This window comes from Streptomyces sp. NPDC001604 (genome assembly GCF_042893475.1).
Classification (GTDB): Bacteria; Actinomycetota; Actinomycetes; order Streptomycetales; family Streptomycetaceae; genus Streptomyces.
In genome coordinates, this window is sequence record NZ_JBIAUY010000005.1 from 382271 (window position 1) to 402320 (window position 20050).

Sequence of the window (20050 nt, forward strand, 5' to 3'; positions counted from 1 at the left end):
GGCGTCAACGGGTCGGCAGGGAGCCGCGCTCCACGTGCCCGGCCTGCGGCGGGACCACCAGGCCGCCGAAGGGGTACTCCCGCAGCTTGCGCCACACGCCGTCCGCGCCCTGCTCGTAGAGGGCGAAGCCGGTGCACGGCCAGTCGGCCTCGTAGTCGGCGAGCTCCTCGAAGGCGCGGTCCATCGCCTCGTCGTCGATGCCGTGCGCCACCGTGACATGCGGGTGGTACGGGAACTGCAGTTCGCGCGGTACGGGGCCGGCCGGGTCGCGGAGCTGCTTCTGCAGCTGGGTGCAGGCCTCGGCGCCCTCGGCGATCCGCACGTAGACGACGGGCGACAGGGGCCGGAAGGTGCCGGTGCCGGACAGCCGCATCGGGAACGGCCGGCCGGTCGCGGCGACCTCGGCCAGATGCGCCTCCACGGCCGGCAGGTCACTGCCGTCGACCTCGGTCGGCGGCAGCAGGGTGACGTGCGTGGGGATGCCGTGAGCAGCGGCGTCGCCGAAGCCCGCGCGCAGCTGTTGGAGCAGGCTGCCGTGAGGCTCCGGGACCGCGATCGACACGCCGATCGTTACGGTCCCCACGTCGTCTCCTGTCGTCGTGACGGATTTGTTCTCAGCCGTCGGCTATCGACTGTACGGCCACGGCCGGGTCGCGGGCAGGCGCAACCGTAGTGATGTGCAGCGCTCTGCCGAGTGGTACACGCGTGCGCCGGCGTGCCTCAGTGCTTGGCGGGGAGGAAGCCGACCTTGTCGTACGCCTGGGAGAGGGTCTCTGCGGCGACGGCCCGGGCCTTCTCGGCACCCTTGGCCAGGATGGAGTCCAGCGTCTCCGAGTCGTCCAGATACTGCTGGGTGCGCTCCCGGAAGGGCGTCACGAACTCGACCATGACCTCGGCGAGGTCCGTCTTGAGCGCGCCGTACATCTTGCCCTCGTACTCCTGCTCCAGCTCGGCCACCGACTTGCCGGTCAGGGTCGAGTAGATGGTGAGCAGATTGCTGACGCCGGGCTTGTTCTCGGCGTCGTAGCGGATGACGGTGTCGGTGTCGGTGACGGCGCTCTTGACCTTCTTGGCGGTGGCCTTGGGGTCGTCGAGGAGGTTGATGAGGCCCTTCGGCGTGGACGCCGACTTGCTCATCTTGATCGACGGGTCCTGCAGGTCGTAGATCTTCGCCGTCTCCTTGAGGATGTACGGCTTCGGGATGGTGAAGGTCTCGCCGAAGCGGCCGTTGAAGCGCGTGGCGAGGTCGCGGGTGAGCTCCACGTGCTGGCGCTGGTCCTCGCCGACCGGGACCTCGTGGGCCTGGTAGAGCAGGATGTCGGCGACCTGGAGGATCGGGTACGTGAACAGGCCGACGGAGGCGCGGTCGGCGCCCTGCCTGGCGGACTTGTCCTTGAACTGGGTCATACGGGAGGCCTCGCCGAAGCCGGTGAGGCAGTTCATGACCCAGGCCAGCTGGGCGTGCTCGGGCACATGGCTCTGGACGAAGAGCGTGCAGCGCTCGGGGTCGAGACCGGCAGCGAGCAGCTGGGCGGCGGCGAGCCGGGTGTTGGCGCGCAGCTCCGCCGGGTCCTGCGGAACGGTGATCGCGTGCAGGTCGACGACCATGTAGAACGCGTCGTGGGTCTCCTGCAGCGCCACCCACTGGCGGACGGCGCCGAGGTAGTTGCCGAGGTGGAACGAGCCTGCGGTGGGCTGGATTCCGGAGAGCACGCGGGGTCGGTCAGAGGCCATGTTCACCATTCTCTCAGGTCTGTCGAGTCGATCCGGAACTGGTCGGAAACAGGTGGGAACCGATCCGTCTGCTGCGGTGTAACAAGAGTGTGAGAACGCGGGAGGGGGGCCGCATCGTCGATGAGGCCGCGGTGGTCGCACGCGTACGCGCCGGGGAGCCGGAGGCGTATGCGGAGCTGGTGCGGGCCCATACGGGCATCGCGCTCAGGGCGGCCACGGCGCTCGGGGCGGGTGCGGACGCGGAGGACGTGGTGCAGCAGGCCTTCGTCAAGGCGTACTGCGCGCTGGGCAGGTTCCGGGACGGTGCCGCCTTCAAGCCGTGGCTGCTGTCGATCGTCGCCAATGAGACGAGGAACACGGTGCGCACGGCGGCCCGGCAGCGCACGCTCGCCGGCCGGGAGGCGGCTTTCGTGGAGGCGGAGCCGCTGATACCGGAAGCGGCGGACCCGGCGGTGGCGACGCTGGAGACGGAGCGCCGTGCGGCGCTGCTGTCCGCGCTGGAGAAGCTGAGCGAGGAGCACCGCCTGGTCGTCACCTACCGCTATCTCCTGGAGATGGACGAGTCCGAGACGGCCCAGGCGCTGGGCTGGCCTCACGGGACGGTCAAGTCCCGCCTGAACCGCGGTCTGCGCAAGCTGGCCCGACTGCTGCCGGATTTCAGGCCTCGGGAAGGGGGTGACGAGCGTGAGTGAGGGACGGGGTGCATACGACGGTGAGGGCGGCCCTTCGCGGCTGCCGGAGGAGTTGCGGGCGCTGGGCCGGTCCCTGGATGCGCCCTGGAGCGACGGCCCCGGCGGTTCTCCCAGCGCCGAGACGATGGTCGAGCGGGTGCTGGGGCAGATACTGGCCGAGCAGGTGCCGGTCCCGGTGGCCGAGCCCCGGGGCTCCCGTGAGCGGCTGCGCACGGTCCGGCGCTGGACCCGGCTGCGGTGGCGCTCGCTGACCACGGTCCTGTGCGGTCTGCTGACGGTTCTCGTGCTCACACCCCCGGTGCGGGCCGCGGTCTTCGACTGGTTCGGCTTCGGCGGGGTCGAGCTGCGGTACGACCCGTCGGCGGTGCCCTCGCCGGGCGTCTCGGTGCCGGGCTGCGGCACTTCGGTGTCGCTCGGACAAGCCGGGCACCGGGCGGGTTTCGAGCCGCTGGTACCGGACGCGCTCGGCGTGCCGGACACGGTGGCGGTGACGAGCGAGCCGCACGGCCGCTTTCTGGTGAGCCTGTGCTGGCGAGAGGGCGGGCGCACGGTCCGCCTGGACGAGTTTCCGGAGCGGCTGGACGTCGGCTTCACCAAGGTCGTGCGCGAGGCACCGGAGTGGATCGAGCTGGGCAAGGAGCCCTCGGCGGACGGTGTGCAGGACTATGCGCTGTGGTTCCCCCGCCCGCACCTGCTGAGCTTCTGGCTGGTCGACACCGACGGGAACCGCTTCACGCGCAGCGAGCGGACCGCGGGGCCGACGCTGTTGTGGAGCCACCGGACGGGTGCGGGGGCCGTGACACTCCGGTTGGAGGGCGTGGCGTCCGAGCATCGTGCCGCAGAGATCGCGAAGTCGCTGGAGAAGCCCTCGAAATAGCGCGGCCGGGGTGGGAACCCCGACGGTTCGGGCGGTGTACCAGAAGTGACACGCGGTTGCAGAAGGGCCGCACGGCACCGACCGGTTGGGGGACTGGATGCGTTCGTGGAGGGGCAGTCGGGCGAGGGTGCGGGTCGCCGCTCTCTTCACGGCGGTGGTGGCCGTGGCCCTGTGCGGAATGCCGGTGGCCACGGCATCCGACGGGAGCGACGCGGCGGCGCAGGGGCAGGTCCGGGACGTCCCCGACCTGGCAATGATCATCGCGGTCGGCACCGGGCAGACGACGGTGCTGCGTTCCGGTGAGCCGGCCTTCGGCCGCCTGCGCCAGCTGCTGCGGCCGACCTACGCGGGGACGGAGCGGGTGCCGGACGCCTGGGTCGAGGGGCGCTACCCGCCGGTGGACTTCACGGTGGTCTGGGGGCTGACGGGGATCGGAGGCTGGCCGCAGACGAGGCGTCCGCCGGGCGGTGACGTCGCCGTCGAACGGCAGGACCAGCTGCTGGTGGCGGCGGACGGCACGCCCTGGGTACGCAGCGATCCCGCGCCGGCCGTCCAGGACGACGACATCCGCTGGCATCGGGCACCGCGCTCGGTCTTTGTGCAGCTGGAGCAGGCGAAAGTGCTGGGCGACGGGGCGGCCGCGGCCGGACGCGGCGCGAGCGGGGCCGCCGGGCGGCAGGCCACCGGGCAGGGGGCCGGCTGGAGCAGTGTCTGGTGGGCGGTGCCCGGAGGGGCCCTGGGGCTCGCGGTCGGGGTCGGCGGGGCGCTGCTGATACGGCGCGCGGCGGCCCGGCAGGGTGCCGGACCGCCGCGGGAGGAACCACGCCAGGAACTCATCGACCTCTGAGCGTCACCGACGCCATCGATCTTTGACAATTCAAGAGAGGGCCCTGGTCAGCCCAGGTCGATCTCCGGGTACAGCGGGAAGCCGGCCACGAGGTCGGTGGCGCGGTGGGAGATCTCGTCCGCGATCTTCGGGTCGAGGACGTGCTGCGCCTTGGACGGGGCGCCCGACTTGGTGGTGCCCGGCTCGGCGGTGGTGAGGACGCGGTCGATGAGGCCCGCGACCTCGTCCATCTCGGCGGTGCCCAGGCCGCGCGTGGTCAGGGCGGGGGTGCCGATGCGGATGCCGGAGGTGTACCAGGCTCCGTTGGGGTCGGCGGGGATGGCGTTGCGGTTGGTGACGATGCCCGAGTCGAGCAGGGCCGCCTCGGCCTGGCGGCCGGTGAGGCCGTACGAGGTGGCCACGTCGATGAGGTTGAGGTGGTTGTCGGTGCCGCCGGTGACGAGGGTGGCGCCGCGGCGCATCAGGCCCTCCGCCAGTGCGCGGGAGTTGTCGACGATGCGCTGGGCGTAGTCCCGGAAGGAGGGCTGACGCGCCTCGGCGAAGGCGACCGCCTTGGCGGCCATGACGTGCGGGAGCGGGCCGCCGAGGACCATCGGGCAGCCGCGGTCGACCTGGTCCTTGAGGGAGTCGTCGCACAGGACCATGCCGCCGCGCGGGCCGCGCAGCGACTTGTGGGTGGTGGTGGTGACGATCTGGGCGTGCGGGACCGGGTCGAAGTCGCCGGTCAGCACCTTGCCCGCGACCAGGCCGGCGAAGTGCGCCATGTCCACCATCAGGGTCGCGCCGACCTCGTCGGCGATCTCCCGCATGATGCGGAAGTTCACCAGACGCGGGTAGGCGGAGTAGCCGGCGACGATGATCAGCGGCTTGAACTCGCGGGCGGAGACGCGCAGGGCCTCGTAGTCGATGAGGCCGGTGGCGGGGTCGGTGCCGTAGGAGCGCTGGTCGAACATCTTGCCGGAGATGTTCGGCCGGAAGCCGTGGGTGAGGTGGCCGCCGGCGTCCAGGGACATGCCGAGCATGCGCTGGTTGCCGAAGGCCTGGCGGAGCTCGGCCCAGTCGGCCTCGGTGAGGTCGTTGACCTGGCGGGCGCCGGTCTTCTCCAGGAAGGGAGCCTCGACGCGGTCGGCGAGGACGGACCAGAAGGCGACCAGGTTGGCGTCGATGCCGGAGTGCGGCTGGACGTAGGCGTGGCGGGCGCCGAAGAGCTCCTTGGCGTGCTCGGCGGCGAGCGACTCGACGGTGTCGACGTTGCGGCAGCCTGCGTAGAAGCGGCGGCCGATGGTGCCCTCGGCGTACTTGTCGCTGAACCAGTTGCCCATCGCGAGGAGGGTGGCCGGGGAGGCGTAGTTCTCGGAGGCGATCAGCTTGAGCATCTCGCGCTGGTCGGTGACCTCCTGGCCGATGGCGTCCGCGACGCGTGGCTCGACGGCGCGGATCACGTCGAGGGCGGCACGGAAGGCGGTGGACTCGGTGGAGAGGGGCTGCTGCTCTGACATGTCGTCGGCCTCCGGGTGGCGTGGCGTGCAAGCGGTCACGGTTCTCGGTCTGGCCCAGGCGCACGGCACTCGGTCACGCACGGGTCGCTCCCCGATGGTCCGTCCCATCCTTGCGCGCCAGTCACGACCCGTCGATCAGCCTACCGGCCACGCCGGAGAGCGCAGGTCCCGCGTCCACCATGCGAGCGACGATAGGAAGAGGGGGCCGCTGCAGGGCTGCCACACCCCCGGGAGGTCCCGTGACCACGACGGACGCGCTCATCGCCGCCGCCGACGCGCACAGTGCGCACAACTACCATCCGCTGCCCGTGGTCGTCGCCTCCGCGGACGGGGCGTGGATGACGGATGTGGAAGGGAGGCGGTATCTGGACCTGCTGGCCGGTTATTCGGCGCTCAACTTCGGGCATCGCAACCGGCGGCTGGTGGAGGCGGCGAAGGCGCAGCTGGAGCGGGTGACGCTGACGTCGAGGGCGTTTCATCACGACCGGTTCGCGGCCTTCTGCTCCGAGCTCGCCGAGCTGTGCGGGATGGAGCTGGTGCTGCCGATGAACACCGGCGCGGAAGCGGTGGAGACGGCCGTGAAGACGGCCCGGAAGTGGGGCTACCGGGTCAAGGGCGTGCCCGCGGAGATGGCCAAGATCGTGGTGGCGGGCAACAACTTCCACGGCCGTACGACGACCCTCGTCAGCTTCTCCACCGACCCGGAGGCGCGGGCGGACTTCGGCCCGTACACGCCGGGCTTCGAGATCGTGCCGTACGGGGACCTGACGGCGATGCGGTCGGCGGTCACGGAGAACACGGTGGCGGTGTTGCTGGAGCCGATCCAGGGCGAGGCGGGGGTGCTGGTGCCGCCGGCCGGTTATCTGCCGGCGGTGCGGGAGCTGACGCGCGAGCGGAACGTGCTGTTCGTGGCGGACGAGATCCAGTCGGGTCTCGGCCGGACCGGAAAGACCTTCGCGTGCGAGCACGAGGGGGTGGTGCCGGATGTGTATGTGCTCGGCAAGGCACTGGGGGGCGGGATCGTGCCGGTGTCGGCGGTGGTGTCGTCGGCCGATGTGCTCGGAGTGTTCCGGCCCGGTGAGCACGGTTCGACGTTCGGCGGGAATCCGCTGGCCTGCGCGGTGGCGCTGGAGGTGATCGCGATGCTGCGGACGGGCGAGTTCCAGGCGCGGTCCGCGGAGCTGGGCGGTCATCTGCACCGGGAACTGGGGGCGTTGACCGGCACGGGGCGGGTGCGGGCGGTGCGCGGGCGGGGGCTGTGGGCGGGCATCGACATCGCGCCGCAGTACGGCAGCGGGCGGGAGGTGTCCGAGAAGCTGATGGAGCGGGGGGTGCTGGTGAAGGACACCCATGGGCCGACGGTGCGGATCGCGCCGCCCCTCGTCGTCGAGAAGGAGGATCTGAACTGGGGGTTGGCCCAGCTGAGGGGCGTGCTGGGCCTTTAGCGGCTCCTGCGCGTCACAGGATCACATGCGGCAGGAAGCGGGCGTACTCGTCCGTGATCAGGCCGGAGGACTCCCGGATGCCCAGGCCCGCCGACTCGTTGTCGACCACCCAGGCGCCGAGCACGACATGGTTGCCGTCGAAGGCGGGCAGTGGGGCCAACTCCTGGTAGCAGCAGGCCTCTTCGTGCGGGACCGGTTCGGTGCCGGGCTGGTGGATGGTGACGCCGGCTCCCTCGCGGCCCAGCAGGGGCTTGGCGACGTAACCGGTGGTCGAGGCAAGATCTCGGGGGCCGTCCAGATACGCCGGAAGGAGGTTCGGGTGGCCGGGGTACAGCTCCCAGAGGACGGCGAGCAGCGCCTTGTTGCTGAGCAGCATCTTCCAGGCGGGCTCGATCCACAGGGTGGTGCCCGTCCCGCCGCCGTTGTCGAGGGTGTCGAGGACATGACCGGCGAAGCGGTCGGTGGTGAGCCACTCCCACGGGTAGAGCTTGAAGCAGCTGCGGATGAAGCGGAGTTGGTTGTCGACGAAGCGGCCGGAGAGCGGATCCCAGCCGATCTCCTCCATGGAGATCCAGTCGGTGTCCACGCCCGCCTGCTCGGCGGTCTCCTTCAGATAGGCGACGGTCATCAGGTCCTCGCCGAGTTCGTCGGCCGAGGAGTGTGCGAAGTAGAGGGGGCTGCCGGGCGGGAGGAGGGCGGCCTGCTTCTTCCAGGCGGCGACGAGGCGTTCATGGAGGGAGTTCCACTGGTCGGCGCCCGGGAAGCGGTCCTCCATCCAGAACCACTGGGGGGAGGCGGCCTCGACCAGGGAGGTGGGGGTGTCGGCGTTGTACTCCAGGAGCTTCGCCGGTCCCGTGCCGTCGTGGCGGAGGTCGAAACGGCCGTAGACGGAGGGGAGTTCGGCGCGGCGGTGCCAGGCCTCGGCCACCGCCTGGGCCACGCGCGGGTCGGTGATGCCCAGGTCGGGGAAGCGGTCCTGCGTCACGATGTGCTCGGCGGCGGCCAGGCACATGCGGTGGAGTTCCTCGACGACCTCCTCCAGGGCCTCGACCTCGTCGAGGGTGAAGGAGTAGTAGGCGCTCTCATCCCAGTAGGGGCGCAGGGAGCCGTCGGGGTGGCGGGTGACGGGGTAGACGAGACCCTGCTCCTCGACGGTCCGCTGCCAGTCGGGGCGGGGGGTGAGGGTGTGTCGCTGCATGGGTCTCAGCCGCCGGAGCTGCCCTCGCCGCCGCCGAAGCCGCCCCGGGACACCCCGTGGCCGGAACCGCCGGAGGAGCTGCGGGGCTTGGTGAACGACCCGCCGTCGACCCAGCCGTCCTCCTTCTCGCCCCCGTAGTGCCAGGCGCCGTGGACGGAGGTGTTGCTGGACTTGCAGTTCTTGTCGGCGACGACCTTGTAGCCCTTGGCCAGGTTGTAGCTGTCGCGGTCCACGCAACGCTTGTCGGGTTCGGAGGAGCAGGCGGTGAGGGCCGCGGCGAGGAGGCCCATGCCGCCGAGTACGACGGTGCCCGACCGTAGCTGCCGGCGTGTGTCCGCCACGTTTGTGTCTCCCCGTTCGATGTGGCTGTCCTGCGTTGTCCGGGCCACAGCCTAAAGAGAGGTAAGAGCCCAGCCCCAGGCACCCCTCCTGTGGGGCTCTCCCCTACAGTCACTTTGTGATCTTTGGGATGGTGTGCGCGCTGGGCGCGGCGGTCTGCTTCGGTACCGCGACGGTTTTGCAGGCGGTTGCCGCGCGGTCGGCCGACACGGGTGAGGGCGGGGAGGCGGCGCTGCTGCTGCGGGCCCTGCGGCAGTGGCGGTATCTGGCCGGGCTGGCGCTGGACGGGCTGGGGTTCCTGTTCCAGATCGTCGCCCTGCGGTCGATCCCGATCTACGCGGTCGCCGCGGCGCTCGCATCCAGTCTGGCGGTGACCGGGGTGGTCGCGGCGCGACTGCTGCAGGTGCGGCTGAGCGGGACGGAGTGGGGTGCGGTCGGGGTGGTGTGCGCCGGGCTCGCCATGCTGGGGCTCGCCTCTGGGGCCGAGGGGGACCGTCACGGGTCGACGGAGCTGAAGTACGCGATGCTCGCGATCGCCGTCGTGGTGCTGCTGCTCGGGCTGTTCGGAGGGCGGTGGTCCGGGCGGGGGCGGGCGCTGGTGCTCGGCCTGGGAGCCGGGTTCGGGTTCGGGGTGGTGGAGGTGTCGGTGCGGCTGATCGACTCGCTCGCACCGTCGGAGCTGCTCACCAATCCGGCCACCTACGCCCTCGTCATCGGCGGGGGCGCCGCCTTCCTGCTGCTCACGTCGGCGTTGCAGCGCGGCTCGGTGACCACCGCCACCGCCGGGATGGTGATCGGCGAGACGATCGGACCGGCGGCGGTGGGCGTGGTGTGGCTCGGGGACCGCACCCGGGACGGGCTGGCCTGGCTTGCGGTGCTGGGGTTCCTGGTCGCGGTCGCGGGGGCGCTGGCGCTTGCGCGGTTCGGGGAGGCGCCGACCGTGGACGCCCCGACCACGGAAGCGGCCGCGTGAGGGAATCCCGCCGGGACGGCCCGACCAGCTGCGGCCGCGGCGCCGGATCGTGCGGGTGCGCCGGCGGCGCTCCCGCCCGTGCTGCGGGTGTGGCAGGGCGGCCGTCGTGGAAGGGAGAACAGCGCAGTTACGGTTCTGTCGATTCCGGCAGTGCCGCGCACAGCGCGTCCAGGGTGCCCGCCCATGCGCTGTCCGTCGGGGTCCCGTACCCCACCACCAGCGCGTCGTGCGGCTCGACGGTCGCCTCGGGGTGCCGGTAGCGGTGCAGGCCGTGCACCGCGAGGCCCTGCCAGGCCGCCGCCCGCAGCGTCGCCTGCTCGGTGCCCGGCGGCAGCCGCAGCACCACGTGCAGGCCCGCCGCGATACCGGTGGCAGCGACCTGCGGGGCCCGCCGCGCGAGTTCCGCGACGAGCGCGTCACGGCGGCGGCGGTAGCGCAGCCGGGCCGCGCGCACATGGCGGTCGTAGGCGCCGGAGGTGAGGAACTCGGCGAGCGTCAGCTGGTCCAGGGCCCCGCAGGAGTCGATGTGCCCCTTGGCCTTCGCCGCCTCCCGGGCGAGGTCGGGCGGCAGGACCAGCCAGGCCAGTCTGAGGCCGGGGGCGAGGGATTTGCTGGCCGTGCCCGCGTAGACGACGTGGTCCGGGTCAAGGCCCTGGAGGGCGCCGACGGGCTGGCGGTCGTAGCGGAACTCGCCGTCGTAGTCGTCCTCGACGAGCAGACCGCCGGTGCGGCGCGCCCAGTCGACGGCGGCGGCGCGCCGGTCGCGGTGCAGGGTGCCGCCCATCGGGAACTGGTGGGCGGGGGTGAACAGGACCGCGTCCTCGTCGGTCAACTCCCCCGGGTCGGTGCCCCGTTCGTCGAACGGCAGCGGGACCGTCCGCAGACCGGCCTCCGCCAGCAGGTCCCAGTGCACGTACAGGCCGTACGACTCCACGGCGACCGTCCTCGCGCCGCGCGCCCGCAGTGCCGCGCCGAGGATGCGCAGGCCGTGCGAGATGCCCGCGCACACCAGGATGCGTTCGGGGTCGGTGCGTACGCCCCGGGCGCGGGCGAGGTAGTCGGCGAGGGCGGTGCGCAGTTCGATGCGGCCGCGCGGGTCGCCGTAGTCGAGGGCCTGGTGCGGGGCCGTGGTGAGGGCGCGGCGGGCGGCCTTGAGCCACTCGGCGCGGGGGAAGAAGGCCAGGTCGGGGGTGCCGGGGATGAGGTCGTAGGCGGGGCGGTCGACGGTGCGGGAGCGGGGTGCGGGCGCGGCGGGCCGGCTCACCGCCCGGGCGGCCACCCGGGTGCCCGAGCCCTGCCGTGCGGTCAGCCAGCCCTCCGCGACCAGGTCGGCGTAGGCGTCGGCGACCGTGTTGCGGGCGATGCCCAGGTCGGTGGCGAGGCTGCGGGAGGAGGGCAGCCGGGTGCCGGGGGCCAGCCGGCCGGTGCGGACGGCCTCGCGCAGGGCGTCGGTGAGCCCCCGGCGGAGGCCGGGGCCCGTCGGCTCCAGGTGCAGGTCGACGCCCAAAGTGGCCCAGGATTTCGCCATGGGAATGGACCATACCGCTGGGCTGCCTCACTTCTAGGGTCGAGGGCATGACGACAGAAGAAGCCACCGCATACGCGCCCGAGCAGCCCGCCCGGCTGCTCTGGGCCCAGCACGCCCCCGAGGTCTACAAGGCGATGGTCCGCCTCGACGCGGCCGCCCGGCGGGGCCTCGACCCGAAGCTGCTGGAACTGGTGAAGATCCGCGCCTCGCAGCTCAACCACTGTGCGTTCTGCCTGGACATGCACACCAAGGACGCGCTGGCGGCCGGTGAGAGCGTCGAGCGGATCGTCCAGCTCGGCGCGTGGGAGGAGTCCAAGCACTTCTACACGGAGAAGGAGCTCGCCGCCCTGGAGCTGACCGAGGCGGTCACCGTGCTGACCGACGGCTTCGTCCGGGACGAGGTGTACGAGCACGCCGCCAAGCACTTCGAGGAGCCCGAGCTGGCGCAGGTGATCGCCGCGATCACTGTGATCAACGCGTGGAACCGGTTCGGCGTGACCTGCCGCATGGCGCCCGGCCACTACGAGGCGGGACAGCACCAGTGAGCCGTACGACCGTCCTGGACCGTGAGGTCGGGCAGGCCCTGTCCGCGCTCAGCGCGACCGCGAAGAGGGGCCTCGGCGATCCCGCGCTCGCCGAACTGGTCGTGATCCGGGCCTCGCAGCTCAACCACTGCGCGTTCTGCCTCGACATGCATCTCGCCATCGCCCGCAGACACGGCGTGAGCGAGCGGCAGCTCGACCTGCTGGCCGCCTGGGAGGAGGCCGGGGACGACGTCTTCGACGAGCGGGAACGGGCCGCGCTCGCGCTGACGGAGGCGGTCACGGTCCTGACCGACGGGTTCGTGCCCGACGAGGTGTACGCGACCGCGGCCAAGCACTTCGACGAGCCGCGGCTCGCGCATCTCATCGCGCTGATCGTCGCCATCAACAACTGGAACCGGGTGATGGTCGCCCGCCGGATCCCGCCGGGAGGTCACACGTCATGAGCAAGGTGGATGTCTTCCGCGCGCTGCACCGAAGGCGCGCGCCCGGTGACCCGCTCGTCCTGCCCGGCCCCTGGGACGCCGTCAGTGCCCGGGTGTTCGTGGAGGCCGGGTTTCCAGCGCTCGCGACGCCCAGCGCGGGGATCGCCGCCTCCCTCGGACACGAGGACGGGTCCACTCCGGCCGACGAGATGTTCGCCGCGGTGGCGCGCATCGCACGGGCCGTGGACGTGCCGGTGTCGGCGGATGTCGAGGACGGCTACGGGCTCGCGCCCGAGGAGCTGGTGGAGCGGCTCCTGGAGGCGGGCGCCGTGGGCTGCAACCTCGAGGACTCGAACGGGGGTGTCCTCAAGGACCCGCACGAGCACGCCGAGTGGCTCGCCGAGGTGCGGTACGCGGCGGGCGACCGGCTCTTCGTCAACGCCCGCGTCGACACCTTCGTCCACGGGGACGGCAACCCCGAACGGGCCATCGAGCGGGCCGCGTTGTACGTCGCCGCGGGCGCCGACTGCATCTATCCGATCGGCGCCCCGGCGGACGTACTGCCGCTGCTGCGGTCCGGGATCCAGGGGCCGGTCAATGTGCACGGCACACTGGACGGCAGGGGCCCCTCGCCCACCGAACTCGGTGAACTCGGCGCCACCCGCATCACGTTCGGACCCGGGCTGCAGCGCTGGGCTGCGCTGGCACTGCAGGGGATGGCCGAGCAGCTGAACAAGCCGCGGTGATCAGGACAGCCACGCCTTCCACGTCGACGCGTGGCTGTCCACCCACTTCTTCGCCGCCTGCTCCGGGGTCAGCTTCTGATCGGCGATCATCAGGGAGACCTCGTTCTGGTCCTCGGTCGTCCACTTGAACTTCTTCAGGAAGGCCGCCGCCTTGCCGCCCCGCTTCGCGAAGTCCGCGTTGAGGTACTTCTGCAGCGGGGTGTGCGGGTAGGCGCAGGCGACCTTCGCCGGGTCGGTGTCGCAGCCCTCCTTGTACGGCGGCAGCTTCACCTCGGTCATGGGGACCTTCTTGAACAGCCACTGCGGCGCGTACCAGTACGTCAGGAAGGGCTTCTTCTCCTTGGCGAACTGTTTCATCTGGGTGATCTGCGCGGCCTCGGAACCGGCGAACACCACCTGGTAGTCCAGCTTCAGGTTCTTCACCAGCGCCTTGTCGTTGGTGACGTAGGACGGTGAGCCGTCCATCAGCTGGCCCTTGCCGCCGCTCTCAGCGGTGCGGAACAGCGACGCGTACTTGTTGAGGTTCTTCCAGTTGGTGATGTCGGGGTGCTGCTTGGCCAGGTACGTCGGCACGTACCAGCCGATGTGGCCGGTCACCCCGAGGCCGCCGCCGCGCGCGATGGTCTTCTTGTCGTCGACGTAGCGCTTCTCCTGGTCGGGGTGGCCCCAGTCCTCCAGGATGGCGTCGACGCGGCCCTGGCTGAGCGCGTCCCAGGCGGGGACCTCGTCCACCTGGACGGTGTCGACCCGGTAGCCCAGCTTGTGCTCCAGCAGGTACTGGGCGACGGCCACGTTGGACTGCGCGCCCACCCAGGACTGGACGGACAGGGTCACGGACTTGGCGCCCTGCGCGTTGGCGAACGGGGACGCCTGCTTGGTCATGTCGGCCGCACCGCAGCCGGTGAGCAGCACCAGGGAGCCCACCACGGCGGCCGCACTCAGCGTCGTACTCGTACTCGTACGAAGTCGCATGTCACGCTCCCTTCTTCGCACGGCGTTCGGTCGGCTGGGTCACCCGGTCGAGCATCAGGCCGAGGCAGACGATCGCGGCGCCCGCCACCAGGCCGGTCGCCAGGTCGCCCTGTGCCAGGCCGAAGACGGTGTCGTAGCCGAGCGCGCCACCGCCGACCAGGCCGCCGATGACGACGACGGCGAGGACGAGGACCACGCCCTGGTTGACGGCGAGCAGCAACGCCGGTCGGGCGAGCGGGAGTTGCACCTGGCGCAGCTGCTGGGCGGGGGTCGCGCCCAGCGAGCGGGCCGACTCCAGGGCGGCCGGGTCGACCTGACGCAGGCCCTGCGTGGTGATGCGGACGACGGCGGGCAGCGCGTAGACGACGGCGGCCGCCGCCGCGGGCGCGCGGCCCACGCCGAACAGCGCGACCACCGGGATCAGGTACACGAACTGCGGCATCGTCTGGAAGACGTCCAGGACGGGGCGGAGCAGACGCTCGAACCGGTCGCTGCGGGCCGCCGCGATACCGATGGCGAAGCCCAGGACCAGGGTGACGGCGACGGCCGCCAGTACCTGGGAGAGGGTGTCGAGCGAGGGCTGCCACACGCCGAGCACGCCGATCGCGGCCATGGCGAGGACCGCGGTGAGCGCGGTGCGCCAGGTGCCGATCAGCCAGGCGAGAGCGGCGACGACGAGCAGGACCGACCACCAGGGCAGCCCCTGCAGGCCGCTGCGGACCGGGTTCAGCACCCAGGTCGTGAAGTGGCCCGCCCAGTCGGCGGTGCCGCCCACGACGGGCACGCCCGAGTACAGGTGCGCGGTCATCCAGTCGACGGCACGGTTGACCGGCTCGGCGATGTCGAACGTCCAGGAGCCGGGCCAGTCGAGGCGGCCCGCCAGCCGTCCGGCGAGCGCGACGGCCACGGCGGCGGCAGCGGCGTAGAGCCACGGCCTCAGGCTTCCGGGCTCCTCGCCGGACTGCTCGCCCGCGGCGCCGGTCACGCGGTCCAGTACGACGGCGAGCAGCACGATCGGGATGCCGGCCGCGAGCGCCGCGCCCACGTCGACCGAGGCCAGCGCCTGGTAGACGCGGTCACCGAGGCCGCCCGCGCCGATGACGGAGGCGATGACGGCCATCGACAGCGCCATCATGATCGTCTGGTTGAGGCCGAGGAGGAGTTCCTTGCGGGCCAGCGGGATGCGAGCGGTCAGCAGGCGCTGGGGCGCGGTGGCGCCGAGCGAGTCGACGGCCTCCAGGACCTCCTTGTCGGCGCCCTGCAGACCGAGGGCGGTGAGCCGGGCCATCGGCGGGGCGGCGTAGACGACGGTCGCGAGGACGGCGGCGGGCACGCCCATGCCGAAGATCAGGACGACGGGCAGCAGATACGCGTAGGCGGGCAGCACCTGCATGGTGTCGAGGACCGGGCGCAGACCGCGGTCGAGGCGGCCGGAGAGCCCGGCGGCGAGCCCCAGGACCACACCGACGGCGACCGACACGAGTACGGCGACCACCATGAGCGCGAGGGTCTGCATGGTCGGCACCCACATGCCGAGCAGACCGCAGGCCAGGAACGCGGCGCCCGTGCCGAGGGCGAGCCGCACTCCGGCGACGCGCCAGGCGACGAGGGCGCCGATGGCCGTGACGCCGGCCCAGCCCGCGGCGAGGAGGACCAGGTACACGGCGTGCACGGAGATCACGACGGCGTTGCTGATGTAGCCGAAGAAGTAGAGGAACAGCGGGTTGCTGTCCCGGTTGTCGATGATCCAGTTGCTGGCGGTGGTGAGCGGCTTGGTGAGGTCGACGGTGAGGGCCGCGGGCCAACTGCCGCTGGCCCAGCGGGCGTTGGCGAGGGGGACCAGGACCGCGGCGGCGAGCGCGAGCATCAGCAGCTTCTGGACGGCGCGGTGTTTCAGCAGACCGCCGGGCAGTGCGCGCGGGGCGGATGCGGTGACGGTGGCCATCAGGCCGCCTCCTTCCGCGGCTGGGTTCCGGCGACGACGCCGAGGAGCCTCTCGTGGTCGACGACACCCAGGCAGCGGCCGTCGTCGACCACGCAGGCCGGCTTGCCGCTTGCGGCCACGACCTTGATCGCGTCGGCGACGAGCTCACCGGGCGCGAGCGCCCCCGGATGCTCCGTGCCGCCGCAGTCCCCGGGCCGCATGGCCGTGCGTACGGTCATGACCTGCTCACGGGAGACGTCGCGGACGAACTCGCGGACGTAGTCGTCGGCCGGGCTGCCGACGATCTCCTCCGGGGTGCCCAGCTGGACGACCCGGCCGTCGCGCATCAGGGCGATGCGGTCGCCGAGCTTCAGGGCCTCGCTCAGGTCGTGGGTGATGAAGACCATCGTGCGGCCCTCCTCGCGGTGCAGGCGGACCACCTCCTCCTGCATGTCCCGCCGGATCAGCGGGTCGAGGGCGCTGAACGGCTCGTCGAACAGCAGGACCTCGGGGTCCACGGCGAGGGCGCGGGCGAGACCCACGCGCTGGCGCTGGCCGCCGGAGAGCTGGCTCGGGCGGCGCTGCTCCATGCCGTCCAGGCCGACCTTGGCGACGACCTCCTGGGCGCGTGCCCGCCGCTCGGACCTGCCCACGCCCTGGATCTCCAGGCCGTAGGCCACGTTGTCGAGGACCGTGCGGTGGGGCAGGAGGCCGAAGTGCTGGAAGACCATGGCGGCGCGGTGGCGGCGCAGTTCGCGCAGGCGGGACTTGTCCATGGCGCGGACGTCCTCGCCGTCGATGGCGATCGTGCCGGCCGTCGGCTCGATCAGCCGGGTCAGACAGCGCACCAGCGTGGACTTGCCGGAGCCGGACAGGCCCATCACCACGAACACCTCGCCCTTGCGTACGTCGAAGGAGACGTCACGCACGGCGGCGGTGCAGCCCGTGCGGGCGCGGAGTTCGGCGGGTTCCAGCGAGGTCAGTCCGTCATCGGCGGGGACCCGGTCGGCCTTCGGGCCGAACACCTTCCACAGCCCCTCGACGGAGAAGACCGGCTTGCTCATCACGTTCGTCGCGTTCATCACGCACCACTTCCGATCAGGTCTACGGCTTTCTCCCCGACCATCAGCACTCCGATCATCGGGTTCACGGCGGTCATGGTCGGGAACACGGAGGCGTCCGCGATGCGGATGCCCTCCAGACCGCGGATCCTCAACTGCGGGTCGACGACGGCCAGTTCGTCGTCGCTCGCCCCCATACGGCAGGTACCGGCCGGGTGGTACACGGTGTGCGCGACCTTGCGCGCGTACTCGCTCAGCTCCTCGTCGCCGGTGATGTGCGGGCCGGGCGCCACCTCGCGCTTGAGCCAGCCGGCCAGCGGCTCCGTCGCGGCGATCTCGCGGGCGATGCGGATGCCGTCGACCAGGGTGCGGCCGTCGTAGTCGTCCTCGTCCGTGAAGTACCGGAAGTCGAGGGCGGGCTTGACCGACGGGTCGGCGCTGGTCAGGTACAGCCGGCCGCGGCTCTTCGGCTTCGGGATGTTGGGCGTCATCGAGACGCCGTACCGGGGCCGTTCGTAGCCGAGCCGCTCCGGGTTGTCCGTGAAGGGCACCTGGTAGAAGTGGAACATCAGGTCAGGGCCCTGGTGTCCGGGGTCGCGGCGCACGAACAGCCCCGCGTCGCTGTCCATCGCGGAGTTCTCCGGGAGGGGGCCGTGGGTCTCCCAGACGATCACCGACTCGGGGTGGTCGAGGAGGTTCTCGCCGACGCCCGGCAGATCGAGCGCCACGGGTATGCCGAGCGCCTCCAGGTCCTGCCGGGGACCGATGCCCGAGTGCAGCAGCAGCCGCGGGGAGTCGACGGCACCGGCGCACAGCAGCACCTCGCTGCGCGCCCGCACGAGAATCTCCTCGCCGTCCTTGGTGCGGACGTGCACTCCCTCCGCCCGGGTGCCGTTCAGCTCCAGCTTGTACGCCCAGGTCTCCAGGAGGATCGTCAGGTTCTCGCGCTCGTCCATCACCGGGTGCAGATACGCCACCGACGCCGACGACCGCTTGTTGTTCTCGGGGTGGTAGGCGAGGTCGAAGAAGCCCACGCCCTCGCTGAAGGGCGAGCGGTTGAAGCCCTCGATCCGGGGAACTCCGACTGCCTGCTGCGCGGCGTCGACGAAGTCCCGGGCGATGTCGTTGCGGTCCTTCTCGTCGACCGGGACGATGTTGTTCTTCAGCCGGGCGTAGTACGCCTCCATCGGCACCGCGCCCCAGCCCTTGGCGCCGGCCTCCTCCCACTCGTCCCAGTCGGACGGCAGCGGCTTGAAGGCGATCAGCGTGTTGTGCGAGGAACAGCCACCGAGCACCCGGGCCCGGCTGTGCCGGATGTGCGAGTTGCCGCGTGGCTGCTCGGTGGTGGGGTAGTCGTAGTCCAGCTCACCGCCGAGGAGGCCCATCCAGCGGCGCAACGTCAGCACGTCCTCACGGCCGACGTCACTGGGCCCGCCCTCGATGACGGCGACGGTGACGTCCGGGTCCTCGGTGAGGCGGGAGGCGATGACGGACCCTGCGGTCCCGCCGCCGATGACGACGTAGTCGTAGATCTGGGTGTTCTCGGGCATGGGGTGGTAACTCCAGGGAGGATCAGGCGCGCCCCATAGGGGCGCGGGGAACTGCGCGACCAGCCACGGCGCAGCCGCAGACGAACGACGGCCTGCAAACGGCACCCAGCGGCGCGCAGCGCAGTTTCAGCCGCTGAACCAGCGGACGGGCTTCGGCGCGAGGTTCTGGTACACGTGCTTGGTCTCGCGATACTCGGAGAGCCCCGCAGGGCCCAGCTCACGCCCCACCCCGCTCTTGCCGAACCCGCCCCACTCCGCCTGCGGAAGATAGGGATGGAAATCGTTGATCCAGACGGTGCCGTGCCGCATCCGGCCGGCCACCCGCCGGGCCCGTCCCGCGTCGGCGGTCCAGACGGCACCCGCGAGTCCGTACTCCGTGTCATTGGCGAGGGCCACCGCCTCGTCCTCGGTACGGAACGTCTCCACCGTGAGGACCGGTCCGAAGACCTCTTCGCGCACGACACGCATCTCGCGGTGGCACTGGTCGAGAACGGTCGGCTCGTAGAAGTAGCCGCCCGCGGGACGCTCCGGAGACGGCTCGGGGCGCTTGCCACCGGTCCGCAGCACCGCACCCTCGGCCAGCGCGGAGGCGACGTACGACTCGACCTTGGCGCGCTGCTGCGCGGAGACGAGGGGGCCGCACTCGACGCCGTCCTCGGTGCCGCGGCCCAGGCGGATCCGGGCGGCCCGGCGGGCGAGCTCGGCGACGAAGCGCTCCCGTGCGGACTCCTCGACGATGAGGCGGGAGCCGGCCGAGCAGACCTGGCCGCTGTGGATGAAGGCCGCGTTCAGGGCCTGGTCGACGGCGGTGTCGAAGCCTTCGTCCGTCGCGCAGGCGTCGGCGAAGACGACGTTGGGGTTCTTGCCGCCGAGTTCCAGGGCGACCTTCTTGACGCTCGGGGCGGCGGCCTGCGCGACCTTGGTGCCGCTGACCAGGCCGCCGGTGAAGGAGACCAGGTCGACGTCGGGGTGCTCGGCGAGCCGGGCGCCGACCGTGTGGCCGGGGCCGGTGACGATGCCCGCGACGCCGGTGGGGAGCCCGGCCTCGGAGAGCAGGTCGATGAGCGCGATGGTGGTGAGCGGGGTGATCTCGCTCGGCTTGATCACGAAGGTGTTGCCCGCCGCGAGAGCCGGGGCGATCTTCCAACTGGCTTGGAGGAGGGGGTAGTTCCAGGGGGTGATCAGCGCGCAGACCCCGACCGGTTCGTGCACGACGACACTGTGGATGTCGGGCGAACCCGCGTCGACGACCCGGCCCGGAGCCTCGCCGGCCACCAGGTCGGCGAAGTAGCGGAAGGCGTCGGCGACGCAGTCGATGTCGACCCGCCCCTCCTCGACGGTCTTGCCGGCGTCGCGGCTCTCCAGCAGCCCGAGCCGCTCGCGGTCGCGCACGAGCAGGTCGGCGACGCGGCGCAGCAGCGCGGCGCGCTCGGCCACGGGGGTGCGGGGCCAGTCGCCGTGGTCGAAGGCGCGCCGGGCGGCCGCGACCGCCAGGTCGGTGTCCTTCTCGTCTCCCTCCGCAACCAGAGCGAAGCCCTGGCCGTCCGCGGGGTCGATGATCTCGCGCGTGGCGCCGGAGACGGCTTCTCGCCACTCCCCTGCCACGTGGATGGTCGCCTGCGCGTCCAGCCCCTGGGTTTCCGCTCTCTCCGCCATGATCCGTACTGCCTTCCGTTCCTGTTCGGTGCCTCTGAGTGA

At 71.6% G+C, this 20050-nt stretch carries 19 protein-coding genes and 1 riboswitch; of the genes, 8 read left to right on the plus strand and 11 right to left on the minus strand.

What is annotated here, in order from left to right:
• Positions 1 to 4: 4 nt before the first annotated feature.
• Both ACFY1E_RS17730 and trpS read right to left on the minus strand, forming a co-directional pair.
• Positions 5 to 583: a 2'-5' RNA ligase family protein gene (locus ACFY1E_RS17730; RefSeq protein ID WP_344404529.1), complete on the minus strand. Its 579-nt coding sequence runs from the start codon at positions 581 to 583 to the stop codon at positions 5 to 7.
• A gap of 137 nt (positions 584 to 720) precedes the next feature.
• Positions 721 to 1734, minus strand: coding sequence for a tryptophan--tRNA ligase (trpS, locus tag ACFY1E_RS17735; protein WP_389076667.1), 1014 nt, complete (start codon positions 1732 to 1734; stop codon positions 721 to 723).
• A gap of 89 nt (positions 1735 to 1823) precedes the next feature.
• Between trpS and ACFY1E_RS17740 the strand changes: the two genes are divergently transcribed.
• The 3 genes from ACFY1E_RS17740 (at position 1824) to ACFY1E_RS17750 (ending at position 4150) form a co-directional block, all read left to right on the plus strand.
• Entirely contained in the window at positions 1824 to 2426 is a 603-nt protein-coding gene (locus tag ACFY1E_RS17740; RefSeq protein WP_389076669.1) for an RNA polymerase sigma factor, read from the plus strand.
• Entirely contained in the window at positions 2419 to 3303 is an 885-nt protein-coding gene (locus tag ACFY1E_RS17745; RefSeq protein WP_389076671.1) for a hypothetical protein, read from the plus strand. The genes ACFY1E_RS17740 and ACFY1E_RS17745 overlap by 8 nt, the downstream gene beginning before the upstream one ends.
• Before the next feature lie 97 nt (positions 3304 to 3400).
• Entirely contained in the window at positions 3401 to 4150 is a 750-nt protein-coding gene (locus tag ACFY1E_RS17750) for a hypothetical protein (protein WP_389076674.1), read from the plus strand.
• A 47-nt stretch (positions 4151 to 4197) separates the two neighbouring features.
• On the opposite strand, the gene ACFY1E_RS17755 is transcribed toward ACFY1E_RS17750, so the two are convergent.
• Complete coding sequence (locus ACFY1E_RS17755; RefSeq protein ID WP_389076675.1) at positions 4198 to 5649, minus strand: glycine hydroxymethyltransferase; 1452 nt, start codon at positions 5647 to 5649, stop codon at positions 4198 to 4200.
• A gap of 45 nt (positions 5650 to 5694) precedes the next feature.
• A riboswitch (ZMP/ZTP riboswitch) is annotated at positions 5695 to 5784 on the minus strand.
• 104 nt (positions 5785 to 5888) lie between these two features.
• Between ACFY1E_RS17755 and rocD the strand changes: the two genes are divergently transcribed.
• A complete protein-coding gene (gene rocD, locus ACFY1E_RS17760) occupies positions 5889 to 7094 on the plus strand; it encodes an ornithine--oxo-acid transaminase (protein ID WP_389076678.1) in 1206 nt (401 codons plus the stop codon).
• A 13-nt stretch (positions 7095 to 7107) separates the two neighbouring features.
• On the opposite strand, the gene ACFY1E_RS17765 is transcribed toward rocD, so the two are convergent.
• Both ACFY1E_RS17765 and ACFY1E_RS17770 read right to left on the minus strand, forming a co-directional pair.
• Positions 7108 to 8292, minus strand: a complete 1185-nt coding sequence (locus ACFY1E_RS17765) for a glutathionylspermidine synthase family protein (RefSeq protein WP_389076680.1) — start codon at positions 8290 to 8292, stop codon at positions 7108 to 7110.
• Between the two features lie 5 nt (positions 8293 to 8297).
• Entirely contained in the window at positions 8298 to 8633 is a 336-nt protein-coding gene (locus ACFY1E_RS17770; RefSeq protein WP_389076682.1) for a hypothetical protein, read from the minus strand.
• 128 nt (positions 8634 to 8761) lie between these two features.
• On the opposite strand from ACFY1E_RS17770, the gene ACFY1E_RS17775 reads away from it, so the two are divergent.
• Positions 8762 to 9604: a DMT family transporter gene (locus ACFY1E_RS17775; RefSeq protein WP_389076973.1), complete on the plus strand. Its 843-nt coding sequence runs from the start codon at positions 8762 to 8764 to the stop codon at positions 9602 to 9604.
• Positions 9605 to 9731: 127 nt separating this feature from the next.
• On the opposite strand, the gene ACFY1E_RS17780 is transcribed toward ACFY1E_RS17775, so the two are convergent.
• Positions 9732 to 11132, minus strand: a complete 1401-nt coding sequence (locus tag ACFY1E_RS17780; protein WP_389076684.1) for a PLP-dependent aminotransferase family protein — start codon at positions 11130 to 11132, stop codon at positions 9732 to 9734.
• Positions 11133 to 11179: 47 nt separating this feature from the next.
• Between ACFY1E_RS17780 and ACFY1E_RS17785 the strand changes: the two genes are divergently transcribed.
• From ACFY1E_RS17785 to ACFY1E_RS17795, 3 genes are read left to right on the plus strand one after another with little or no spacing between them, the layout of a single operon-like run.
• Positions 11180 to 11677, plus strand: a complete 498-nt coding sequence (locus tag ACFY1E_RS17785; protein ID WP_389076687.1) for a carboxymuconolactone decarboxylase family protein — start codon at positions 11180 to 11182, stop codon at positions 11675 to 11677.
• Complete coding sequence (locus ACFY1E_RS17790; RefSeq protein WP_389076688.1) at positions 11674 to 12120, plus strand: carboxymuconolactone decarboxylase family protein; 447 nt, start codon at positions 11674 to 11676, stop codon at positions 12118 to 12120. Before ACFY1E_RS17785 ends, ACFY1E_RS17790 begins: the two co-directional genes overlap by 4 nt.
• A complete protein-coding gene (locus ACFY1E_RS17795; RefSeq protein WP_389076691.1) occupies positions 12117 to 12845 on the plus strand; it encodes an isocitrate lyase/phosphoenolpyruvate mutase family protein in 729 nt (242 codons plus the stop codon). The genes ACFY1E_RS17790 and ACFY1E_RS17795 overlap by 4 nt, the downstream gene beginning before the upstream one ends.
• Here ACFY1E_RS17795 and ACFY1E_RS17800 read toward each other — a convergent pair whose 3' ends face one another.
• The 5 genes from ACFY1E_RS17800 to ACFY1E_RS17820 all read right to left on the minus strand — a co-directional run bounded on the left by ACFY1E_RS17800 (position 12846) and on the right by ACFY1E_RS17820 (position 20008).
• Positions 12846 to 13817, minus strand: coding sequence for an ABC transporter substrate-binding protein (locus tag ACFY1E_RS17800; protein WP_389076693.1), 972 nt, complete (start codon positions 13815 to 13817; stop codon positions 12846 to 12848).
• A 1-nt stretch (position 13818) separates the two neighbouring features.
• Positions 13819 to 15762, minus strand: a complete 1944-nt coding sequence (locus ACFY1E_RS17805) for an ABC transporter permease (protein WP_389076695.1) — start codon at positions 15760 to 15762, stop codon at positions 13819 to 13821.
• Positions 15762 to 16823 (minus strand): glycine betaine/L-proline ABC transporter ATP-binding protein, encoded by a 1062-nt coding sequence (locus tag ACFY1E_RS17810; RefSeq protein ID WP_389076696.1) that lies wholly within the window; start codon positions 16821 to 16823, stop codon positions 15762 to 15764. Before ACFY1E_RS17810 ends, ACFY1E_RS17805 begins: the two co-directional genes overlap by 1 nt.
• Complete coding sequence (locus ACFY1E_RS17815) at positions 16823 to 18352, minus strand: GMC family oxidoreductase (RefSeq protein WP_389076698.1); 1530 nt, start codon at positions 18350 to 18352, stop codon at positions 16823 to 16825. The genes ACFY1E_RS17810 and ACFY1E_RS17815 overlap by 1 nt, the downstream gene beginning before the upstream one ends.
• A 126-nt stretch (positions 18353 to 18478) precedes the next feature.
• Complete coding sequence (locus ACFY1E_RS17820) at positions 18479 to 20008, minus strand: aldehyde dehydrogenase family protein (protein WP_389076700.1); 1530 nt, start codon at positions 20006 to 20008, stop codon at positions 18479 to 18481.
• Positions 20009 to 20050: the final 42 nt, after the last annotated feature.